Below are 23,160 nucleotides of genomic sequence, written 5' to 3' on the forward strand. Positions count from 1 at the left end.
CATACCTGTCTCCAAATTGGTAAGCTCCATTTCAATTGTAGGATAAAGGTGCGTAAAATGAGCAACTCTGAATGTATCTGCCGTATTATTTCTTAATTTAGCGATGATGTAGACAGAAGACTTTTCCGGCAATTTAGGCTCTAAAAGAACATCAAACTGTAAATCCTGGCACCAGCCTGGTTGCGAGAATGATAATAAAACACAGAACAGGGTAAATAATTTTAATTTCATTTTACAGACATCTATTCGCCGATCTTTGGCGCTTGATATTTCTTCATAACGGCAGCAAAGCCCGCTCTTATTTCTCCTTTTATCCGTCTCACGGCCCAATATTTGTTTCATTACTTCATTTTATTCTTTTTTCTTTCTAACATTATTTTGCGAAATTGCTCTTGCCTTTTTGATAGTGATTCTAGCTGGCGTTCGAATTTTTGTATCAGAGTAATTTCTTCTTCGCTCAATTCTGCCCTATTTAAGGCAGTAAAAGTGGGTCGAACTAAGTAAATACAAATCAATCTTTTTGTTGGATCTTTGATCTGTTTAAAAAAATGAGCCAACCAAAGATTCCTGCGATCTTCAAAACTTTTTGGTGATAAAGAATTCCGTTCAGCAAAATCATTAATAATATTCCTTAATTCTGACCTTCCTCTAGCCAAAGAAGTAATTAAATATTCCGATTGTGGATATTTCTCGATGATTTCTCTAAAATTACGCTTTTCCTGCTGCCAATCACCACGATCCATAAATAACCTTTTCGCTGCCAGAAGCTGCTTATCTTCCTGCACATTGGTGATTTCAAATTCTTTTTGAGTAGTAACTACCGGGCCGATATGAAAAAAACCATCTACCGCATCGGGATAATAAGTAACTTTTAAGCGATATTTACCTGCCGGTAAATAGCCATTATACAGGATCCCATTCAAGTTCATAACCTTCATATACAATTTCCCCGGCGCAATTGGCACACCACTATTCTTTATTGGATACCTGTCCATAGAATATGGCGATTCTGAATTGATTAAATTATAAATTGTACCTGTCTCCAAATCGGTTAGCTCCATTTCAATTGCAGGAGAAAGATGAGTAAAATGAGCAACTCTGAATGTATCTGCCGTATTATTTTTTAACTTAGCGATAATGTAGACAGAAGACTTTTCCGGCAATTTAGGCTCTAAAAGAACATCAAACTGTAAATCCTGGCACCAGCCTGATTGCGAGAATGATAATAAAACACAGAACAGGGTAACTATTTTTATTTTTATTTTAAAACCTCCAACTCGCTCCGTTTCTCCAAAAGTCCGTCTCACGTCTCACATTTGCCATATCATATTTCACGTTTTTCATCTCTTCTTTTTCCTTTCCGCAGCTTTTCTTTTTCTTTCTTCAACTTTTAAAAACATTTCTTGGTTTTTTCTCAAAATACATTTCTCTTCATCTGTTAATTTGCTTTCCTTTAGTATGTTAGGAGATCTTCCACTGATCTTTAACAAAACAAGTCGATATATTCTACTCTCAAATTGAGTGAATTTATCATATAACCAAGCCTCTCTTTTTGAAAAATCATTATATCTTTTTTTCAAATTAGTAATTTGCTCTTTATCGATTAAATCATTCCAAACGGGTAATGATTCATAAAGTGCGGTCATTATGTAAGCGGGTTCTAAAGATTCATCAATGACTTTCTTGTAATTTATTTTTGCTTTCTCTTTATCTTTTTGTTTTCTAAGATTTGTCCGAGCATCTTCCAGATATTGTGCATCATCTTTAATTTTTATAATTTCAAATTTCATTTTAGCAGCTAGCATATTCCCCTTTCTTCGTAGACCTTCGTTAGGTTCTGTGTAGTAGCTTGCTTCCGAGTAAATATTTACCAGCTTTTAGTTTCGATGGTAAGGAAAAAATATCCATTTCAATTTCACCCGGCTTAATTGAATTGCCAATATAACCAGGCAAGAGATAATAATCGTCAATCAAGCCACTAAGAAAATTTCTATGAATCTTGCCTGATTGTAAATCAGTTAAATCAAATTTTAATGCTGGATAACTATGTGTAAAAAGGGGTATCAATAATTCAGATTTAGAAATGTTTTTTAATTTTAAAACAATAAAGATTTTGGCTTTTTCCGGTATTTTTGGCTCGGTATCAATACTGAATTCAAAATTTTGACCATAACCAATATTTTTTAAAATAAAAAATAGTAAAATTAATAGAGAGAATTTTAGTTTCATAATTAAATCCTTTACTTGAATTGGATCGTTTCCATACAATCCTACAATCTTTTAATGGAGCTGTGTTGTAACTCTATAACGTTGAGGAGTTGAACTCATTGTCGAACTGTGGGTGTTTCGAACACTATTGATCCAATGAAATGAATAATTGATTTAATAAGTATTTCGCCGGTTCTCCAATTCATCCCTTCTCCGATTCTTCTTTTTTCCGTTTCTACCTCTCACCCCTTCTCCGATTCACCCTTCGACGAAGTTTATCCCTTCGTCAAGCTCAGGACACCGCTTGAGCAAAGTCGAAATATCTCAAGGTGCTCACTGGTAAATAAACGCCAACAGCACCCTCCCCACTTTCTCCAAACTTTCCGGACTGCATTTATCAGGAGTGTCTTCCGTGGTGTGCCAATACGGGTAATCGTAGTCGATGACATCGATGGCAGGAATTCCGGCTTGCTGCAGCGGCAAATGGTCGTCTGTAATGGTGTGCCGCACTTCCCGAATAAATTCCGGCAGGTTTAACTCTTCCGCTTTGGTCCAAACCTGGTCGACTAAATCGGAAGCATAATTCTGGGAATTGCCTTCGATGTAAATCTCCAGGTCCGCATCGCCGACCATATCCAGCAGGATCGCTGCCCGGGGTTTGTAATTGAAGGCCTTATTCTTGGCGAAAAATCTAGAACCCTGTAAAAACTCTTCACCATGACTGCTGCGCCCCATGTCCTCGGCATCAAAGAAAACGATATCAACCGGAAATGGCGGTGGGTTGCTGCTAAAAATTCTAGCGATTTCCAATAATACCGCCACACCTGAAGCGCCATCATTGGCGCCAAGGATTGGCTTTTCCTGGTTACCCGGTTCCTTGTCCTGGTCGGCTTTCGGACGGCTATCCCAATGGGCGCATAAAAGGACCTGGGCATTGCCATCCCCGAAAGAAGCAATAATATTATAAGCCTGGGTACGTTTGTTGGTCAAGTAATTCACAGACGGGAAAGATTGGATTCTTACTTTATTCGTATATTTTTTCATTTCTTCAACAAGGAAATCCCTGGTATTAATATGTCCCTCGGTTCCAGGAATCCGCGGCCCAAACGAACACTGCTTTTCCAAATACGAGAATGCTATTTGTTTATCAAAAACCGGTGTTGCAGATTGGGTTTGCGTTTGTGTCTGGGTTTGACTCTGGCAGGTAATCAAAACCAAAAGACAGTAGAGCAATAACAGACCTATTTTTAACCGCCAATTCATATTAATCAACTCTCAAGTTAAAGACATTTTTTTTAAGAGAAAATTCAAAATCTTAAATCCCAAATTTCAAATAAATCACAATTGTCAAATTATCAAATTCCAAAATAACGAACCTGACATATTCCTAATCGCTATCATAAGAAAATAAATTTTACAGGTTAGTGGTTATTGATATTTGGATTTTATTTGTGATTTGTGATTTGTATTTGTGATTTGTGATTTGTGATTTGTAAATTCCTTTTCGCTTTCCTAAAGTCAACTTTTTAAGGTGAAAATTGTCGCGAAAAGACTCATCTTCCTGAAATAATAATATTGACATTAATACCGAATTCCGTTATTTTGGTCTCTCCGAGCACTTTGTTTTTGGTTTTGCCAAATTCAAAGTGAACACCGCCCCTGACAGTCGAGCTAAAAGAATATGTCATTCGAGGCGTTAGCGACCATTTTTCATTTCGGGTCCATTCCTGGTAAGTACCTTCTTCACCTCTTCTCTGTTCACTAATATCTAAACTTTTGGTAAAATTCATAGAAAAATCAATATTATTTCTGATAACTTTATTTTTTAAGAAGGGCAGAGGAATTCTTAATCCGCCACTTTTGGAATAAGTTATGGATGCGGAGATATCACTCCTGGTTTTTTTAGTAGCACTGGATCCACTACGTTTGTTAACCGTCTCCGAAAAGCTTTTGTCGAAAGAAATATTGGAAGAGAGACTGCCCTTCCAGGTTATGGTAGCGCCAACAAGGGGCCGAAAGTTGTTCGTAAACGTCTCATTGGTAATATTATCTGAAACATCTTGCCACTTAGTAACCAGGCGACCGGTTCTGCCATGTTCCAAAGTAAGCCGTTGAACATATTTCTTGATGAATTTTATCTTCTCTAATCCTGACCAGCGAATAGTCCAGTTGGGAAAAGGGATCTCTGTTTCACCAAACCGCCAACGCGTATCCGTTATGCTTCCGGTAATTACCGTAGTTTGATTTTGAGAATTGTCATAGGTATATTTTAAGGTCACTTTTAATTTAGCACTGATATCAAGCCCGGAAGACGCGTCTAAATTGTATCCTTTCACAAATGATCCTCTATTGGTCCCAACATTTTGTGATTCTACCAGTCCGGGATTAAACGTTCTGCCTATTTGAAATTTGAATGGAGGAATTTCTTCAAGTCCATATACGCTTTTGGAAAACTTTTTAGAGTATCGAAGTGAAATCGGCTGTAGATTGGAGCCAATCAATGGAAATATTTTCAAAGGATTTGGAAAGGAAAATCCACCTTTGTCATCTTTTTCGTCATCTTCATCCTTTTTCTTCTCACCCTCTTGATCTTCTTCTTCCTCCTTTTCTTTTTTGGGCGGAGCTGTTCTTCTAACCCGCCCTCTTGTCGTTGGTTTTTTACTGAATTTTCGCACCAATGCTTTGGGTGTGAATGATAAACTCGCAGAATAATTTACTTGATTGCTAGCACTCTTCCCTTGCGAAATTTGTTGTATATTGTTGTTATACCTAAAGTTGGTATTTGCTGAAATATTTAATTTAAACCAATTCGACAAGGATGGGTTATATTGTCCTTTTAAAGACTGAGAAATCGAAGTAAGCCGCCCAAACTCTCCGCTTAATACTTCTGTCCAATCTAATATATTTCTTAAATCATGACCATGAGTACGGGAAAAATCTACTGATAAACGGTTTAATGGTTGAAAAGAAGTTCCCACATTTTGATTGATTACAAATGAATATTTGGGGGTTTCCAATCCATTTCTATTCAGTGAATTATTCTGTTTCCGATTAAAAGACAACTTATAGTTAAATCTTTTCGGTAAGAGGAAAAGTTTGGTCTTGCTAAGAACATTTACAATGGGGCCATTGCCCAACCAGCCAAATGGCTTAAAGCCAAATTTCGAGTTTATATTTAAATTATGTGAAATATTACCCGTATAGGATTTTGACTTTGCTGCTTCAATAACTGAATTGCTGGTAAACGTTTCTGAGAAACTATAATTAACGGAAAGTGCATCAATCGTATATTTTAATAACGGGTTGCGAGATTTACGATTTCTCTTTAAACCAACAGAAAAATTTGTTCTTTTACTTATTGTTTTGATGGTTTCCAATAAGCTGTCATTGGCTGTTTTTTTCGAGACGATAATATCGCTGCCTGGAAAATATTTGGGACTGGCTTCGGATCTTTGAAACCCAATATTTACAGGAATAGAAATACCCAATCCTTTAGGAAGAAATTTATCAATCTGCAGCCTGGCATTGAAGTTACCCCCAATCTTGTTATTCCCTTTTCCGAATCTTTCATTGACCGTACGGAAATCATCATCGATACTGTTCACTTCCATGTTGATAGTACCCAGATCAGCCAGTTTCATAACTGCCCGTGCCCGAAGGGCTTTACCCCGGTCTTTTTTTACACCGGACAAACGGAGTTCGTTAATCCAGATTTCACCGGTAAATGATTGTGACGAATCCATATTAACCACGCCAACGGTAAGTTCTCGCACATTGGTTAAAGACGGCTTCCCGACTACTTTCATTGTATCACCATCTTCAGTGACTACAGCAATATAATTCTCTTCAAGATATTCCGGCCTGTTTTTTAGCCCGGTCAGTACTTCAAAATCCAAAACAATCTCATTCCTAGCGTCCCATCCCGGAAAAACTTTTTCTCGCAATTCATAATAATTTTTATCATTAGCGCCAAACCTGAAGATAAGTTCAATGTTTGAGTTTTCGGCAGACATATTCAAACCGAAAGGATCACGACCATAAACAAACATTTTCATCTTATCATAATTGATATAATTCTGAGATTTAAAAAAGGTCTTTTGCACGATTCCTGTTGCACCGGGCTCCAGATTCTCTATCTTCAACACCAGGGCTTGTTCCCTTTGGATTACGCGGGTAATCTGGTCCACTACGCCGGCGACTCCTGGCGGTGGTTCATAATCAGGGTTGTCATAGGTATTCACAACCGTAATTTGTATGGTGCTGTCATCATCCGCCACAATTTGGGTTTGATCAAGACCGGCGGGTATAACGCCGCGCTCTTTCCATTCACTTCCAACTAAATTGATTTCTGCAATCTCAATTAATATATGGTCTTTGGGAGCTTCGTCCACCCATAATCGAACATATTCAATATTTGTATATTGCGGGTTACCAACCACGGTATCCGGATCCGCTAACGGAATACGATACATACGCCAGCCACGGTCGACGGATGGATCCAATCCTAAACCTCCAGCTATCAATTCGGTATCGGGATGTAATTTGTCCAACGAAAAGCTATAGGAGAAATAGTCATTACGTAAATCCAGACTGCCGTTCCGGTTCAGGTCTTCAGTATCAGGGAATCTACCGCCATCATCATTGAGATTACCCTCTGTGCCATTTATCCTGGAATAATCGGTACTTTTGGAAGTGTAAGACCAATCATCATCACCGGCATCTCCGGGAACATTTTCTCCATCTCTTCCGGCAACGCCATCGAGCCCGGTATCTTCATCTTCATCAAGAATACCATTTCTAATTCCATTTCTTAGCTGATCCTCAGTATTCAATCCTCCATTTGGAATGGCATCTTCGGAAATTTGACCGAATTCAAAATGAAGCCTTCCTTCATCACCATGAACCCATACTTCCAAAAATTTACTTGTCGATTGGTCAGCATAACCGGCGGAAAGATACCGCATTAAACCACCCCAGGATTGCTCAAAGTACTGAGCTTTTCTTTCAAATTCCAATGTCAGGACATTCACCGTTTGCGGGACATTCGGATTCACATCTTGTTCCGGCCATATTTCTCTAATTGGTACTAACGAAAACGGATTATACCAATTTAGCTTGCCACGGCTTTGATTTTTTAATACATCGCTCGTCAATAAATTATAACTAATCCAACCCGGAATGAATTTCGGCACACTCGAAATGGTCCATTGCCTGCGAATGACGCCAAGCGGGGTTTCTCGTTTTGCAGATTCGAAATCATCAACATAAACAACGCCCTCATTATCACCGGTTCCGGCATTACTTCTTGAATTTGGATTCGGAATGATCTCGGCTAATTCAGCTTCAATTTTAAAAGTTGTCGGTTCTTTGGTTTTCACAAATGGCAAGGCATTTAAACCTTTTGTAATGAAATAAGGCTCGAAATTTAAAGATGTGTTTATATTCCAGACAAAATTGGTCATCGGACCATCCTGTCCTATCCGGACTTTTTGATCCAATGTACTTTGGTTCAAATACAATAATGTACCACCAATAAAGGAATTATTGAACAGCTCATAATCCCAACGAGTACCCAATATTGTTTTCCGGTCAATTTGGAACAACTGGTTGCTTTCATAACTGATCTCCAAGGAGGCGTTAGGATCTGTAGCTTCTTCCGCCAATAAAGTTAAATTCCCACTAAAATAATCGATATTGTAATCGGTACCGCTTTGCAGCCTGCGGCCATTCAACATAATTTCTTCACTGTCTTCGATCACATTAAAGCCAAGGCTGTAACTGGTTTGTCTAATTTTGGCAGATGTTGAAATGTAAAAATTACTACGTGAAGTAATATATCGATGATCGGTAGTATCGTAAATAGCGGAAACCCGTTTATCTGCAGGTAAATTATCACTATTAAATGGTTCTAACTCGGGAAAGATGATTTCTCCGCGTGCCCAGTTAATGATATTGGGATCGTCGTCTAATAGGTTATCAGGGTTAGGACTACCGTTTAAATCACGCCTGTCTAAACCAAATATTTCTAAATAAGATACGGGGTCGCTGCCGGGCTCATTTAAAGTTTCCTGGGGATCGCCACTTGGCGGCTTAAAATAGATTTTAAGGTTGAATGCCTCCTTATCTATGTTACGTGTACCCAGATAATAGACATTTTTCCATTCCAAATCCCAAGTTTCATCACTGGCTATTGGATTCTTTGTACGAAGGAGCTGTAAGATAATCCGGCTGCTGCCGCCTGTGTCAAGATAATTAATATCGCCAACCGTATTACCGGATATATCACGATATGCAACTGCCAGCACTTCCCCGGTGCTTAGTGGCCTTTCCAGAGCAATATAACCGAGTTCCTTCTGAACGAAATATTCGGTTTGTTCCAATCGTTTAAAAAAGTCTTTATGATGGTTTTGATCCACAAAAAAAGTGTCCGGATTTGCCGGGTTCGCTCCTTCAGGAAAAGCAATAGCCCAACCCTGTACTACGCCTTCTCCTATCCTAGCCTGGCCATTGAATTCAGATTTATAAACTTCTATTTCAACAATCGATCTATTTGGATCCTCAATAAGATGGATACCATCCTGGTTAACATTTGAAAATTGATCTCTGAAATATCTGTTTAGAAAAAAGTATGTACCTTTGCGGTAGTTGTAATCATCAATTTTACTTGCTTCATTCGTGGAACCTCCTGTAATGGACAATCGCTTTTTTTGGCCTTTTTCCTGGCTAATAATAGCCGTCATCTTCATATTTCCAAAACGGAACTTGGACTTTATGCCAAATAGCCCGGTACTTTTTGTACTGAAAGTAACAAACCTCGAACCGGGCAAAGAGAGGGATACATTACCGGCTTCAATACTTTCCACAATCTCGTCATCAAAGCCTTTGTATTGGAGGCGAACAGCATTGTTGAACTCGAAGGGACGCTCACTGTCCTGGTCTACAAATACATTCACTTTTTCACCAATATTTCCCTTAACCGTGAAGCGTTGGGTCTGTTTCATTTTAAAGTTGAAATCGGAGGGTCGATTCAATGCTGTTTTTACCTGGCTTCGTTTTTCGTGCCGTAATCCGCCATTAATGGTTATATTTCCGGTTACTTGTAATCCCACACTGCTGCCGCCAAAAATTTTCTGGAAAGCTGCACTTTTGATGGGGATTGGAATTTCAAATCCTACCCCAGATCGATTGGACACCTGGCTTTCTTCAAACGGACCATTTGACAAATAATTAATCCAACTTTGTTCCTGGCCAATTTGATAGCGAATATCCAGGTAATCTTGAAACGCCAGGCGAACAGGCAATTTAAAATCCTGGCCATAGAGTGTTTGTTGGATGCAGACAGATTTTAAATCATCCTGAATTTCATAAGTCGTTTTTAACCCGGGTATCTTATTGGGAAAAAGAGGATTTTGAATAATCGAATATCGTAATCCCTTGTAGGAAGGCTGGGTGATAGATGCAACAATCGGGTTACGGGAGGAGGACGTAGGACTTAACTTTAAGTAGGCCGAATACCCTTCGTTAGAAAAGATCGTTAGCGATAAGATAACCACCCAAAAAGTCGTCAACCGAACATTAACAATCTGGTGTTTGGATAATCTGAAAAAATACTTTAAAAAATGCACGCCTAATATACAATATCATAAATATTCAGTGATTTAAACAATTATCGTATCAATCGCTAACTGCTGATTCCTCCATCTCTTAAGAATAATCCATATTTCAAATAGTAATGCCGGTTAACTTATCAAAAACGACCCCGATTTTCAAGGGGAAATTCAGAAAACTTACCAACCGGCTAATGAAAGCCATGTAAAGATATCAAATTATTAATTTTGTAATAGCTCATTAAATCATCGGCACGACGGTGAATTTATCGAATTTCAAAGTCTGGATAAATGGAATCTATTTTTGAATCTTATCTTTGTTTGTCTTTGGTATACTCTGCATTGTATATTTAAAAGAACTCAATATAAATAAGTTCCTAATATTATTTATTTTATTGGCAGGATAGTTGGTAAAGGTTAAGGTTGGTTGTCTTTTTATAACTCGATGATAACTCTTGTTATCAGAGGTTAAAATAAAAGCAAAGAATAAAAAATAGAATGAGAAATCCACTATCTTTAAAAACTCTTACCCGCTACATTCTAAAAGAGCATATTGGGCCCTTTTTATTTGCCATCACCCTGTTAACCCTCATATTTCTTTTAAACATTTTATTTCGTGATTTAGGACGAATGCTTAGCCGGGGAGTCCACATACTCACTTTTTTGGAATTACTCGGATTAAATTTAGCATGGATATTTGCCCTTTCATTCCCGATGGGTGTTCTCGTTTCCACACTTTTCACATTCGGTAAATTTTCAGCTGAGAATGAAATCACGGCAATAAAAGCTAGTGGCATCAGTTTTCTTCAACTGCTTAAGCCTGTTTTGATTGCCGGTATTTTATTGGCAGCCGGATTAATTGTTTACAACAACACAATACTGCCTGAGTTTAATCATCGTGCTCGACTTTTATCAGAAGATATTTATCGAAAAATTCCTACTATAAAAATAGAACCAAATGTGGTATTTACGGATATTCCCGATATCAATTTATTCACAAAGAAGATTATCGATCAGGATAGCAGTTCTCGCTTGGAAACTATAATTATAGATGATTTAACCAATCCCAATAAACGAAAAACAATCCTTGCACAATGGGGGATTCTGCAATTCGACAAAGAAGCTGACCGTTTAATCATGGATTTATATGATGGCGAGATCCACGAAGTAGACTACAATAATCTTTCGGATTATCGTAGGGGAACATTCAACCGACATAGACTAAGCATCGATATTCCCGGGCTTTCCCTTAAAAGAAGCAGCTCAAGTTATCGGGGTGATCGAGAAAAAAGTACACAAATGATGGAAAGAGATATCAAAAAACATCGAGAATCCATAGCTACAAGGAATGAACGGATTGCCACTCTGATTGAGCAGCAATTTGTAAACGAATTACCTCTTGATCTATTTCAAAACCTAAATGGTCCGATTACACCATCTAATAGCGATGTATATATATATGATAAAACCAACACTGATCTATTCAAAATTGTGAAGACCCGGTTAAAAAACTCTCGAAACCAAATCAAACAGGAAAAACGATTAATTCGAAGTTATTCCCGTAACATCAGTTCACTTCAAGTTGAAATCCACAAAAAATATTCAATCCCCGTAGCATGTATCATTTTTATTTTTGTCGGAGCGCCACTTGGAATTGTAACCAAAAAGGGCAACATGGGTGTAGCTGTGGCAATTAGCATGCTGTTTTTTTTGATGTTTTGGGTTGGGTTAATCCAGGGAGAAATTCTTGCAGACCGTCAGATAGTTAGCCCTGCCTTTGCGATGTGGTCTGCAGACATTATTATGGGAATAATTGGATTGGTTCTTGTAGTTTTTACGGTCGGGGAAGTTAATCCATTAAGAATAAGAAAACTGAAAAGGAAGTACCCTGAAGAAACTATTAAGGATTCAACATTATTATCTTCTGATTTAGTCAGCAAAAAATTTGTTGAGTCGTCTAAAAAACCCGAGCAAGTAGACTCAATGCAAGATAAACAAATAGAAATCAAAGAAGATATAAATGACGAAGGAAGTCCAAGCCATGATTCGGATTCTGTTTTCTTAAAGCGTATACAAGCTGCCAAGGGATTAGATTTAAAACTACTTTATGATGTATTTGAGGATATTGCTCATCCCCTATCACTTGAGGATCGTTTTTATTTTTATGAACTTTTAGAGGAAATGAAAAAATATGAGCCACATTACCCTGAGAAGCTTAAAAGAGAATTTTTAAATTTTTGTCAAAGACACTAAATCAAATTTATTATTATTTTCTTATATATTCTAAAGTATCATAAATTCCTAACCACAATTCAATACAATGAACAAGTTTGATCAGTATATTTCCAGACAATTTTTCTATACGCTTGTTTTTGCAGTTGTTATATTCACTATATTTTTTATGATAATCGACCTGGTTGAAAACCTTGATAAATTCATCGATAGAAAAGTACCAAATGAAATAGTGATTCAGTATTATATCTACTTTATTCCTTATATTATTATTTTCATCATACCGATTGCTGTTTTGTTATCCACCCTATTTTCAGTAGGAAACATGGCTCGCCACAATGAATTAATTGCAATGCAGACCTCAGGGGTCAGTTTAAATCGAATTGCAACTCCCCTGTTGATACTGGGGTTCGTCATTAGTTTGTTGATGATTCTTTTTACGGAATACGTTATGCCGCCGGCCAGCCAAAAGAAATTTACTATAAAACGTAAATATCTCGACAGAGTATCGGAAAAGATATTCTTGCAACAAAATAATATTAATATTTTGCAGGATGAAAATACCAGAGTGTTCATTTCACATTTTGACAGCAAGGAGAACACCGCGTATGATGTAATGATCCAGGAGTATAAACAGGGAAGTTTGGTTGAACGTGTTGATGCAAAGAAAATGCGCTGGCAAGACGGCCATTGGATAATGGAAGAAGGAATTTCCAGGATTTTCACAAAGGACACTGAGCAAATTGCTCCTTTTGAAACCCTGGAAGTCAGGAATTTTGACATTGGCCCTACGGAATTAGGAAAAGTTCAAAAAAAACCCAATGAGATGAATCACAGCGAACTTCGTAAATTTATACGAAGGGTTGAGAGAAATGGTTCTGACACCACCAAATGGCTGGTAGATTTACACATGAAATTCTCATTCCCCTTTTCCAATTTCGTAATCGTACTTTTTGGTATTCCTCTGGCCGCTTCAGGTAAAAGAAGCGGAAAAGCTCTTGGATTTGGGATTAGCCTGGGGTTTTGCTTCTTGTTCTTTGGATTGGTAAAAACGCTGCAAACTTTAGGTTATAATGGCATTTTACACCCGGTTTTGGCAAGCTGGGGAAGCAATATCATCATTGCCGGGATAGGGATTCTTTTGATGGCAACAGCTAGAAAATAAAGTTTACAGCAAAATAAAGTACAATTAACCATAATTCTAATATTTGAATTTGAAAATTTACGACATTGTTTCGGTTTTCGAGATTCGGATTTAGGATTAAGCGATTCGACATATTGGCTAAATATTGTTGATGAGAGGTAAATGTCTAAAATAAAAAAGGCCTGTCCGAAGACAGACCTTCCGTTGGGAGGGAGGAAGCCTTTAAAAAATCTTTAAAAAACAAATGCGGTCGAAAGCGCCAATCCTATTGCTTTTGCTTTTGATGGTACTAATCCACCGCTAATACTAACCCCTGAATCTATATGAATAAATCCCAGTTTAAGACCAAATCCTGTTGATACCGAAACTCCATTTCTGCCCCCAAAACCAATACCAAAACGCAATGGAAAAAATCCAATCCCACTCCATTCGGTTCCAAATCCAAAATAAGGCTTGGTTGTAACTCCTGGTCTCTCCGAAAATCCCTGGTGATAATCGAAGGCAATCAGAAAATTGCTTCCCCGTCTCGCAACACCAAATTGGATTTCACCTGGCAGCGTTGTAGAAAACGGATCGATAGCCACTGTCTGGTCACCGTGGATGATAACCGAATCTTTATCAGAAGAGTTTTCTACATTCAAAGTGCCGTCCGTATAAAAATAGGCTTCAAATTGCTCCGTATCTTTATCCCAATTTATTTTGCTGAAGACATTCTTTAACGAGAGGCCGAATGTCCATTTCTCCTGCTTTGCCGCAAATCCGATATCGCCCGAAAATCCGGATCCGCCTTGTGCGTAACGAACTTTAACATTTCCTTTACCCTGGCTTTCAAAACCGTTATAAAACTCACCGCTGGATTCTACTACATTGCTGTATCCTAACCCGATCAAATAATTAAAATTGGCCCCAAAGTACAATTTATTAAACAAAAACTTACCAAGTGGAAATGCAACTGAGGTCGTTACACTGGTATATCCAAACGCCTCACCCGCATTATTACCGATATCGTAACTTTCATTCCATCGAATTCCCTCTAAAAAAAGGCGTAAGTAATCCTTTGATATTTTAAGGTTGGAAGCGGCTTTGGCGGAAACAGTCAATGCAAAATAACCCACTGCAAAACCGACAGCCTGAACATCAGAAATCACATCCAGGCTCAGCCCATCATCCGGGACGGTAGCAAGAATTGTTTGTATATCCGCGGATGAAAGATATTGACCAATATAAGCATCATAATGCTTTTTTGAAAAGCTGTTGTTTCCTACATTCAATCCTACGCCCAAAAGTCCAAGGGCAAAAGGCGGCCGGTCGTTTAGTGCTAAATTAGCAGGATTCCAAAGCGGTGCGGCTAATCCCCGAGCTACTGCTGTATACATCTGGCCCATTCCAAGACTGCGTGCATTGGCATAATTTTGTGCTTCGGAACTTACTGTCCAAAACAAAGCATAAAAGAGAATAAAAACGGTGATTTTTTTAAGTTTTTTCATGATTAAAATTATTCCTCCTCTGGATCGACATGATATGTAAACTCACAATAGGCTTTAACATTTATAAAATCATCCGCATAAATTCGGACAATTTCACCATCGCTGCCCGCCAAATTCAAAGAAAATCCAATAAATATTTCATCGTTAGCAAACAGAGCAATTTGCTGTTGAGTAAGTTCTACAAGAATATCACTAACGACAGCTTCGACGCCATTTCCCCCGGCAATTCGGGCCGGCTTAAGCGACAACGGCCCAATCGTTAATTCCGGGTTGGTATATACGCTGGTATCCCGACTGCTCATAACAAAGGAAAAGTCCACACCTAATGGAATTCGGTTTGATATCTGTGCCATTAGTTTTCCACTTAACACATTATCCCGCAGTTGATCCTGTACATCGGCATCGATTTCTACCGTCTCTACGTCTAACTTTACCGACTGGGATGGAAAGCTTAAGCTTAACGGTGCAGAAATAATCACGGTAGTTTCGATAAAATCTGTGTTTCTGATCACTGATTCACTACTGCCGTCCCCAATAGTCGCCACACCACTGACGATGATCTTATTTGGGAATATATTGACTAAATCAATAATGTTACTGTTGGTTTTGTCCAAAACGATGGAAGTAGGTACCGGACCGCCATTGGCTGGCGCTATTTGCTGACTAACATAAACATCTACGGATTGGCCGGTATTTTCATTGACACCAGTAATCTTGATATCCGGGTGTATGGGAAAACCAATACCATTATTGATTACCAATTCCAACCTCCCTGCTTCGAATTGCAGGCCTTCGATATCATCCGGCAAATCAAAACTCTCTTCCATCGTATCCAGTGTAATGTGAATTTTGTCCAGCCAGCCCTTGATTTCCGAAAACGATAAATTGGCCAGTCTTATACTGAGACTGATTGCATCATCACTCGTTACTGTAATGATATTTCCTTCGGAACCCAACACCCTGGCATTCCAGCTAAAATGTGTTACGGAGCCATCCTGGTTTCGTCCCGGTTTAAATGTATACCCGGCTAAATTAATAATTTCTGAAACAGTTTGATTGGACAAAAGATTGATATTCACTTCGGCAGAATTTCCGACAGGATCTATAAAATCATGCAGAAAAATATCCAAATCGACATTTATTGGAATATCGTTGGAAATATCAACTCTGAAGAGACCCGTTGCAATGGATGCGCTGGAAATCAAAATGGAGTCGCCAAGCGCCAGACTATCCGAACCGCTAAACTCCTGCGGTTCCACAATAGCCTGGGCTTCAACAGCAACAATTTCTGAGATATATACCTGGAAATCGATACCGTCCGTGTTTGCATTGATTTCAACTGGCTGGCCGCCACTACCGGAAGAACCACCGGTCAAAAAGACTTTGATGTCAGACGGAATACGAACACTTGCTAAATCCGTCGATGCAACTGCCGAAGTCCCCGGCTGAATGTCGGAATCGAACAGGATGTTAAAAAGCAACTCGTTGGTACTTTGGGATCTTGCCTGAATTTCTAACCCTGCAGATAAGGTTACAGGCAACCTGTTACTAATTGTAATTTGAATTCTCCCGGATCCAATCAATACGGATACGAATGTATCAAAACCAGGAAGCGAAACACCGACATTGTCATAACCGAAGGTCCCGACTTGCGTTACCTGTCCGTCCAATAAGTAAGCAGCCGGATAGATCTGGCCGAAGGTCATTGATGCAGCTCGAACGCCGGGGGATGGAACTTTGAATTGACCTAATGAGGAGGAAAAAGTTTCATTCAAATCGGCTACTTTCAACTGATCTCCGACTTCGTAACGACTAAATTCCTCTTCAAATTCAAAATTAACCAGACCGCTTTCCCCTTCTGCCAGGTATTGGGTGTCTTCAATCAACTCTTCAACGGTGATTACCCGGTTGATTAATGGAATAGCAACCGTTACATCCCAGGTTGGAGCCGATGGCTCTTTGAATGAGCAGGATACCGCAAACAGGGAAACGGTTAAAACTGAAATAAATGCAACGAAATATAGGAGTTTATGAAATTTATTAAAATTGATAGATTGGTTCATTTCCGCCTCTTTCTGTATCTTGTTTTATAATTCGTTATTATTTTCGGTCAAATTATTTAAAGAATGAGCACGGTATTTATATGAAGCGTGTATGGGCGAATTTTGTATCGATTGGGAACAAATTATAGGAAAATGGACGTGTAGTTCAAGTGAAGTCTTTTTATAATCCAATCGTAATCCCTACTGCGATGGATACTGCACATAGAGCAATGAGGCCCAGGTAGATAGGAAAGGTAAACTTGATCCACTCCTCAAACCTCACACCTGCCACGCCCAGAATAGCCATCAAAGCACCATTGGTTGGGGTTATCAAATCACAAAGGCCGGCACCGTATTGGTAGGCTAACACCGTAACTTGTCTGGACAAACCCAGTAGGTCTGACAATGGAACCAAAACCGGCATGGTGAGGACCGCCTGCCCGCTCACGCTCGGGACAGGGAAATGAATAGCTGTCTGGGCTACCATCATTCCCAGGGAGGACGCCAGGAGAGGTAACCCTTCGTGGTTAGGTTCCGGCGATGACTACAACACGACCGGTGGTTTTGTCAGTCTGTCGGTCAAATTCACCTGCCGGCAGAACATAGCTCAAGAGAGCCGCCAGGAAGACACAGCCGGATAGAAGAACCTGGGGATGGGGAAACCGGAATAATCCCGAAGTTGTACTCATGTCTCTGTCCATAATCTCAATTGTAGTCCTAACGGTTATTGTGAAAGCTATGCACTAAGATCCTATTTATTTGTGGGTTCCAATACGCGTTCCACCCGGCTCAAAGCATCTTGAAGGTGGTACTTCGAAAGATCATCACCCTGGCGTTTGATCGCTTTTTCTAAATCTTTCTTGAGCTGCTCCAGAGTGCCTCGAGCTACAGCTCTTGCATCCGATTGGTCGTAATTGCTCTCCTTGGCGTCCAATAGTTCCGTCATTTTATTGAGGAAAGCGCGCTGCAAATTGCGGCGGAAAGGATCGATGGCTCGGCGAGATTGCAAGTCCGACCAGATACCCTGACGCACGTCTGAAAACAGCTCGGTTATCGTGTAACTATTCGGGCCATCCAGCGCTTCGTTTTCAGAAAGTCGTTTGAGGCGATCGGCATTGAACAGGCGATTAAGCGTCTGAACTTGAAGGCGACGCAAACGGTCCATCATACCGTTGGATTCGATACGACGCAGGATATCCGAATCGATCAGCCAACGCGGAGTGGTGAACAATTGATCGTTCAGGAATTGGACTGCCGCACGCTGATGATTTGCTGGTACAGTGGTGAAGACAAAGCCGTCCTGATCGGCTGTTTTGTTGTCTTGATACACGCCGCCAACGTTAGTGCTAACGTGTCCCATATAGCGACCTAATTGACCCATCACCTGGCCATAGAGCTCATTGAGACTGCTGTAATCCTTCCCTTCCTCGGAACTCCATTTCACTAAATTTGGAACGATCCGCTTTAAATTGGCGATGCCGTACATGCTGGCTTTGATGGCGTCGTCTCCCAAGTCTTCGGTTTGGGAACTGGGATCCACAGAACTTCGCGCGCCATAACGATAAAGAGGATTACCAGCTCTTTCCTTGATCATAGTATTAAGAAACGGGCGTTCCGCTTCGGCGGAGTTTGCCTGTAATATGGGGCGATAACCATAGATGATTGACCATTTGTCATACTCGCCGATATTCGGTCATCAGCCCCACATCTCCGTCTTCCGGCTGGGCAATATAGTTAAAGCGGGCATAATCCATGATAGACGGCGCGCCGTGCCCATTTTTTGGGTAAAGGTGGGTGAGCGTAGTGAATCGACCGGGTAAGCAACGCTGGATCCCATGTTGTGGGGCAAACCCAGAGTATGACCGACTTCGTGGGCAGAGACGAAACGAATCAGCCGCCCCATGATTTCATCGCGGAATTTCACACCGCGCGCTTCCGGGTTGATCGCTGCAGTTTGCACAAAAAACCAGTTGCGCAGCAGGTTCATTACATTATGATACCAGAGGATATCGCTTTCCAGGATTTCACCCGTGCGCGGATCATGGACATGGGGACCTTGTGCATTCTGAATATCTGTGGTAATGTAGCGAATAACAGAATAACGTACATCTTCCGGACTCCAGTCCGGATCTTCCTCCGGACTTGGCGGATCGGCGGCGAGGATGGCATTCTTAAAGCCAGCCATCTCGAATGCAACCTGCCAGTCTTCAATCCCTTGTTTGATGTAGGGCCGCCACTTTTCCGGAGTGGCTGGGTCGATGTAATATTTGATTGGTTTTACCGGCTCTACCCATTCTCCCCGGCGAAACGCATCCATATCGGATGGTTCCAGCCGCCATCGGGTAATGAATCTTTGATTGGCCGCTTTTTGTGCATCCAGACTGTAATTGGTTTGTTGAACGGAAAAATAACCCACCCTGGCATCATGGTAACGCGGCCGCATGGGCTTGTCCGGCAGCAGGATAAACGACTGGTTCATCTCGACCGACAGAGCATTCGTAATTGCATTGTCCGGAAGTTTGCTGCCTTTGTATGTGAGCACATGGCGCATTTCCACATTTTTTGGAAAACTTTTTGCCCATACGACAAAACTACGCTTGGTGTCCAAGCTCTTAATCTCGAAATTCTTGCGCTGGTTCTGGTTCAAAGCCCCGATCATATCCACATCAGTTGTAAAAAGCGGGTTGACCTCAAATACCAGGGCTGTAGAATCCGTATTAAAAGCAAGGATGTTAAAGCTCATGATCACCGGCTCGAAATTATTGCTGCGTACCGAACGATACACCGGATCCTCAAAATCGGCCACACTGTTGTAGGAAACCGAGCGCAGCAGCACCGAGTTATCGTGTCTCTGAAAACGCACCACCTGTTGGGGACGGGATTTCATACCCGCCCCACCGAAATTTAAATTCTTAACATGTCCGGCAATACGGGTAACGATAAGCATTTCTTTTTCCAAGAGGTTGAACGGAAGTTCAAAGTAGTACTTATCCGCCATTTTGTGGATGACGATCAAACCGCTGTCAGTCACAGCTTCAGCTGTAATAAGCTCCCCGTACGGTTTGATCTTCCCGCTTTCCTTTTTATCATCGCCCTCTTTTTCATCTTGTGCCATTGCAGAAACCAGGGCTACAACAAACATGAATAAAACAAGAACAAGTGATTGGAGTTTTTTCATCGCTTTATCCTTTCTTGTAACTAAAATTCCCATTTGAAAACCGAATAACAAATTTAACATTTATAAGAAACGGATTTATTTTGTACTTTTGCAATGCAAAAATGAGCAATTTAGGTGGATGTCAGATTATCTTAAAGTTTAAATACCTACCGAACGGTGGTATTACAGAATGGCTCAAAAAGCAATAAATTTGTTTTCCTGATCCGCCAATTGCGGAGAAGGATTTCTTAAATATCATAAATTCCATAAAATTAAGAGATTCTTAACTTCGCTCAGCTTGACATTTTATAATATCAGATATAGCCATCATTAATATATTATAATGCTTATATTGATGTATATTTCCATCATTGCTATCATTTGTTTGCAATTTCTTTTTGTTTAATATATATTGGGGATCAAAACCATCATTAATCACTAAAAATAGTCATAATATAGGATATAACCATCATTATGGATATGCATGGCATGAGCGATTTGGCGGTCTTGCGGGAGATTGGGCGCCGCATAAAACGCAAGAGGTTGGATAAAAACTGGTCGCAGAAAAAATTAGCAGAAACGGCAGGTCTTAATCGCACCACTATCGGTGAGATTGAACGAGGCGCTCCTTCCGGCATGATAACATTTATCCAGGTCCTAAGGTCATTGGATGTGCTGGAAGAATTGAACGCTTTCCTTCCAGAACCGGGAATCAGTCCTTTACAACTAGCGAAACTCAAAGGCAAAGAACGATTACGAGCTTCACGCCAAAAAGAGGGAAAACAGCCAGGAGAATCTGAGTGGTGAAAAGGGTTGACATTGCTTTTGTAGAGCTGTGGGGTGACCTGGTTGGCGCAGTGAATTGGGATTCCAGCAGGGGGTTCGCAGCATTCGAGTATGACAAGCCCTTTCTGGAAAAGGGATTGGACTTAGCTCCGTTAAAGATGCCGCTTGCAGAAGCCCGCCAGAGATCGCCGATATTCGACTTTCGCGCGCTTCCAAAACAAACGTTTCAGGGTTTGCCGGGTCTGCTGGCCGACACCCTTCCGGACAATTTTGGTAATGCCATTATCGATACCTGGCTCGCACAGCAGGGACGAACCAGAGCCAGTTTCAGCCCGGTGGAGCGTCTCTGTTATATAGGCAAACGTGGTATGGGCGCTCTTGAGTTTTCACCGGTAATAGATGAATCTGTTGAGGAATCCGTGCCGGTTGAAATTAGTGAGCTTATCAAACTGGCACAAAAAATTACCGATGACCGCTCAAAGCTTACAGGCAAATTGGAGTATACCTCCAAGGCACTACTTAACATCATTCGGGTTGGAACTTCTGCCGGCGGGAATCGCCCAAAAGCAGTCCTGGCATTTAACCCGGAAACAAAAGAAGTGCGCTCGGGACAAGTTAGTGCCTTGCCAGGATTCGAGTATTGGGTGCTTAAGTTTGACGGCGTAACGGACCAGTCATTAGGAGATCCAGCAGGTTATGGGCGTATCGAATATGCCTACTATAAAATGGCAACAGCTGCCAGAATTAACATGATGAAATGTCAGCTTCTGGAAGAAGACGGGCGCGCTCATTTTATGACACAGCGATTCGACCGCACCCGGAATGGCGACAAACTGCACATGCTATCGCTATGCGCAATGGCTCATTTCGATTTTAACTCTCCGGGCGCTTACTCATATGAACAAGTTTTCCAGGTTATGCGTCAACTTAGGCTGCCATACAAAGATGCTGAGCAGCAATTTCGCCGTATGGTATTTAATGTGGTTGCCCGCAACCAGGATGACCACACCAAGAATATCTCCTTTTTGATGGACAAAAACGGCGTCTGGCGACTCTCACCGGCATACGATGTGATTTATTCCTACAACCCGGCAGGTCCCTGGACCAGCATGCATCAAATGTCTATTGCCGGCAAACGGGACCAGTTTACCCGGGACGATTTGAATGGAATTGGCCAAGAGATGAATATTAAATCAAGTAATAAAATCATTGACGAGATTGTTGAGACGGTATCAGACTGGCCTAGTTATGCAAAAGATGCTGGTGTGGAGCAATCGCAGGTTGAAGGGATAGGGATCGTTCATCGACTTTTATGAATTCCTTAAGGAGATATGAGAGTTCAAAGTAGTACTTATCCTCCATTTTATGGACGATGATCAAACCGCTGTCAGTCACAGCCGCAGCTGAGTTAAGAGTTGGCGGAGAAGGATGGCTCTTGATATCATAAATTCCATAAAATCAAGAGATTGTTCACTCCGCTTCATTTCGTTCAAATATTGTTTTATAATGACTGTTATAACCATCACAACCCATGCATTAATCAATTATTGATGGATATTTCCATCATTATTTTCTGTTATACAGGAACTCAAGCTGCCATATAAGAATTAGGAGCAGCAGTTTCGCCGTATGGCATTTAATGTAGTAGCCCGCAACCAGGATAACATACCAAAAATATCTCCTTTTTGATGGACAAAAACGGCGCCTGGCAACTCTCGCCGGCATACGATGTGAATTTATTCATACAACCCGGCAGGTCCCTGGACCAGTAAGCATAAATGTCCATTCCTGGAAAACGGTGACCAATTTATCCGGGACGATCTCAACGGAATTGGTAAAGAGATGAATGTTAAGTCAAGTAATAAAATCATTGACGAGATTGTTGAAATAGAAACGGTCTGGTCAGTTATACAAAAGAAGCTGGTGTGAAAAAATCGCAGATCAAAGAGATCACGAGTATGGATCGCCTTTTGTGAATTAGCAGAACTGTTATTAGTGGCTATGAATTATCCAGGTTTAACAAATATAAATTTTCAAAAATAAATTAAACTAACTAACTAATTACTTATAATTCTTTTCAACAATTCAACCGATTTATAAATGAATAAACATATTCCATAATCACAGAGGATCATTAAATTACTCGCAAAAAATCCTCAAAATGAAAGCATAAATGCATGAAAGTATTAATCGCAGAAGATGATCCGAATACCGTCAAAATTCTAGAGCTTATTTTAAATAAAGTTGGGCACGACATCGTTCTGGCTACAAACGGTAACCAGGCCTGGGAGATATTGCAGCAAGAAGATGCTCCCAAACTAGCGATATTTGATTGGATGATGCCTGGCTTTAGCGGGGTAGAATTATGTAAAAAACTTAGGGCCACTGATGAGCATATTCGCACTTATATTATTTTATTGACTGTCAAAAGTGAAAAGAGTGATGTAATAATCGGATTAAATACCGGAGCAGATGATTATATTACTAAACCATTCAA

At 40.3% G+C, this 23,160-nt stretch carries 16 protein-coding genes and 1 pseudogene; 5 read left to right on the plus strand and 12 right to left on the minus strand.

Annotated elements, in window-relative coordinates; all coding sequences use genetic code 11:
* The 6 genes from IIC38_13240 to sprA form a co-directional block, all read right to left on the minus strand.
* Positions 1–342: hypothetical protein (locus tag IIC38_13240; protein ID MCH8126908.1), on the minus strand; the 342-nt coding region annotated here is incomplete at its 3' end.
* On the minus strand, positions 342–1,307 hold the full coding sequence (locus IIC38_13245) for a hypothetical protein (protein MCH8126909.1): 966 nt from the start codon (positions 1,305–1,307) through the stop codon (positions 342–344). The genes IIC38_13240 and IIC38_13245, both read right to left, overlap by 1 nt.
* A 33-nt stretch (positions 1,308–1,340) precedes the next feature.
* A complete protein-coding gene (locus tag IIC38_13250) occupies positions 1,341–1,805 on the minus strand; it encodes a hypothetical protein (GenBank protein MCH8126910.1) in 465 nt (154 codons plus the stop codon).
* A 25-nt stretch (positions 1,806–1,830) separates the two neighbouring features.
* Entirely contained in the window at positions 1,831–2,229 is a 399-nt protein-coding gene (locus IIC38_13255) for a hypothetical protein (protein ID MCH8126911.1), read from the minus strand.
* Positions 2,230–2,541: 312 nt separating this feature from the next.
* Positions 2,542–3,471, minus strand: coding sequence for a M28 family peptidase (locus IIC38_13260; GenBank protein ID MCH8126912.1), 930 nt, complete (start codon positions 3,469–3,471; stop codon positions 2,542–2,544).
* Positions 3,472–3,761: 290 nt separating this feature from the next.
* Positions 3,762–9,833: a cell surface protein SprA gene (gene sprA / locus IIC38_13265; protein ID MCH8126913.1), complete on the minus strand. Its 6,072-nt coding sequence runs from the start codon at positions 9,831–9,833 to the stop codon at positions 3,762–3,764.
* 480 nt (positions 9,834–10,313) lie between these two features.
* Here sprA and IIC38_13270 point away from each other — a divergent pair, with 480 nt between their 5' ends.
* Complete coding sequence (locus IIC38_13270; protein MCH8126914.1) at positions 10,314–12,068, plus strand: LptF/LptG family permease; 1,755 nt, start codon at positions 10,314–10,316, stop codon at positions 12,066–12,068.
* A 67-nt stretch (positions 12,069–12,135) separates the two neighbouring features.
* Positions 12,136–13,212, plus strand: coding sequence for an LPS export ABC transporter permease LptG (gene lptG / locus IIC38_13275; GenBank protein ID MCH8126915.1), 1,077 nt, complete (start codon positions 12,136–12,138; stop codon positions 13,210–13,212).
* Between the two features lie 212 nt (positions 13,213–13,424).
* Here lptG and traF read toward each other — a convergent pair whose 3' ends face one another.
* The 5 genes and pseudogenes from traF to IIC38_13300 all read right to left on the minus strand — a co-directional run bounded on the left by traF (position 13,425) and on the right by IIC38_13300 (position 19,898).
* A complete protein-coding gene (gene traF, locus IIC38_13280) occupies positions 13,425–14,678 on the minus strand; it encodes a conjugal transfer protein TraF (protein ID MCH8126916.1) in 1,254 nt (417 codons plus the stop codon).
* An 8-nt stretch (positions 14,679–14,686) separates the two neighbouring features.
* The gene (locus IIC38_13285; GenBank protein MCH8126917.1) at positions 14,687–16,741 is read right to left on the minus strand and encodes a hypothetical protein; all 2,055 of its coding nucleotides are present in this window, start codon (positions 16,739–16,741) and stop codon (positions 14,687–14,689) included.
* Positions 16,742–16,901: 160 nt separating this feature from the next.
* Complete coding sequence (locus IIC38_13290) at positions 16,902–17,210, minus strand: TIGR00366 family protein (protein ID MCH8126918.1); 309 nt, start codon at positions 17,208–17,210, stop codon at positions 16,902–16,904.
* A gap of 37 nt (positions 17,211–17,247) precedes the next feature.
* Positions 17,248–17,409 carry a hypothetical protein gene (locus IIC38_13295; protein MCH8126919.1) on the minus strand — a complete coding sequence of 54 codons (162 nt, stop codon included), beginning with the start codon at positions 17,407–17,409 and terminating at the stop codon, positions 17,248–17,250.
* A gap of 62 nt (positions 17,410–17,471) precedes the next feature.
* Positions 17,472–19,898 (minus strand): annotated as a pseudogene (locus IIC38_13300) (zinc-dependent metalloprotease).
* A gap of 453 nt (positions 19,899–20,351) precedes the next feature.
* Between IIC38_13300 and IIC38_13305 the strand changes: the two are divergent.
* Together IIC38_13305 and IIC38_13310 are read left to right on the plus strand one after the other, a co-directional pair.
* Positions 20,352–20,684: a helix-turn-helix domain-containing protein gene (locus tag IIC38_13305; GenBank protein MCH8126920.1), complete on the plus strand. Its 333-nt coding sequence runs from the start codon at positions 20,352–20,354 to the stop codon at positions 20,682–20,684.
* Positions 20,678–21,979 carry a type II toxin-antitoxin system HipA family toxin gene (locus IIC38_13310; protein MCH8126921.1) on the plus strand — a complete coding sequence of 434 codons (1,302 nt, stop codon included), beginning with the start codon at positions 20,678–20,680 and terminating at the stop codon, positions 21,977–21,979. The genes IIC38_13305 and IIC38_13310 overlap by 7 nt, the downstream gene beginning before the upstream one ends.
* Here IIC38_13310 and IIC38_13315 read toward each other — a convergent pair.
* Complete coding sequence (locus IIC38_13315) at positions 21,906–22,058, minus strand: DUF5118 domain-containing protein (GenBank protein ID MCH8126922.1); 153 nt, start codon at positions 22,056–22,058, stop codon at positions 21,906–21,908. The genes IIC38_13310 and IIC38_13315 overlap by 74 nt on opposite strands.
* A gap of 782 nt (positions 22,059–22,840) precedes the next feature.
* Here IIC38_13315 and IIC38_13320 point away from each other — a divergent pair.
* A partial coding sequence (locus tag IIC38_13320) for a response regulator (GenBank protein ID MCH8126923.1) occupies positions 22,841–23,160 on the plus strand: 320 nt, incomplete at its 3' end.

The organism is candidate division KSB1 bacterium (assembly GCA_022566355.1).
Classification (GTDB): domain Bacteria; phylum Zhuqueibacterota; class JdFR-76; order JdFR-76; family DREG01; genus JADFJB01.

What these genes read in the sequence shown, in the direction of transcription:
- IIC38_13250 (MCH8126910.1), bottom strand. Translation starts at nt 1,805, where the DNA reads ATGCTAGCTGCTAAAATGAAATTTGAAATTATAAAAATTAAAGATGAT.
- IIC38_13255 (MCH8126911.1), bottom strand. Translation starts at nt 2,229, where the DNA reads ATGAAACTAAAATTCTCTCTATTAATTTTACTATTTTTTATTTTAAAA.
- IIC38_13260 (MCH8126912.1), bottom strand. Translation starts at nt 3,471, where the DNA reads ATGAATTGGCGGTTAAAAATAGGTCTGTTATTGCTCTACTGTCTTTTG.
- IIC38_13270 (MCH8126914.1), top strand. Translation starts at nt 10,314, where the DNA reads ATGAGAAATCCACTATCTTTAAAAACTCTTACCCGCTACATTCTAAAA.
- lptG (MCH8126915.1), top strand. Translation starts at nt 12,136, where the DNA reads ATGAACAAGTTTGATCAGTATATTTCCAGACAATTTTTCTATACGCTT.
- traF (MCH8126916.1), bottom strand. Translation starts at nt 14,678, where the DNA reads ATGAAAAAACTTAAAAAAATCACCGTTTTTATTCTCTTTTATGCTTTG.
- IIC38_13285 (MCH8126917.1), bottom strand. Translation starts at nt 16,741, where the DNA reads ATGAACCAATCTATCAATTTTAATAAATTTCATAAACTCCTATATTTC.
- IIC38_13290 (MCH8126918.1), bottom strand. Translation starts at nt 17,210, where the DNA reads ATGATGGTAGCCCAGACAGCTATTCATTTCCCTGTCCCGAGCGTGAGC.
- IIC38_13295 (MCH8126919.1), bottom strand. Translation starts at nt 17,409, where the DNA reads ATGAGTACAACTTCGGGATTATTCCGGTTTCCCCATCCCCAGGTTCTT.
- IIC38_13305 (MCH8126920.1), top strand. Translation starts at nt 20,352, where the DNA reads ATGGATATGCATGGCATGAGCGATTTGGCGGTCTTGCGGGAGATTGGG.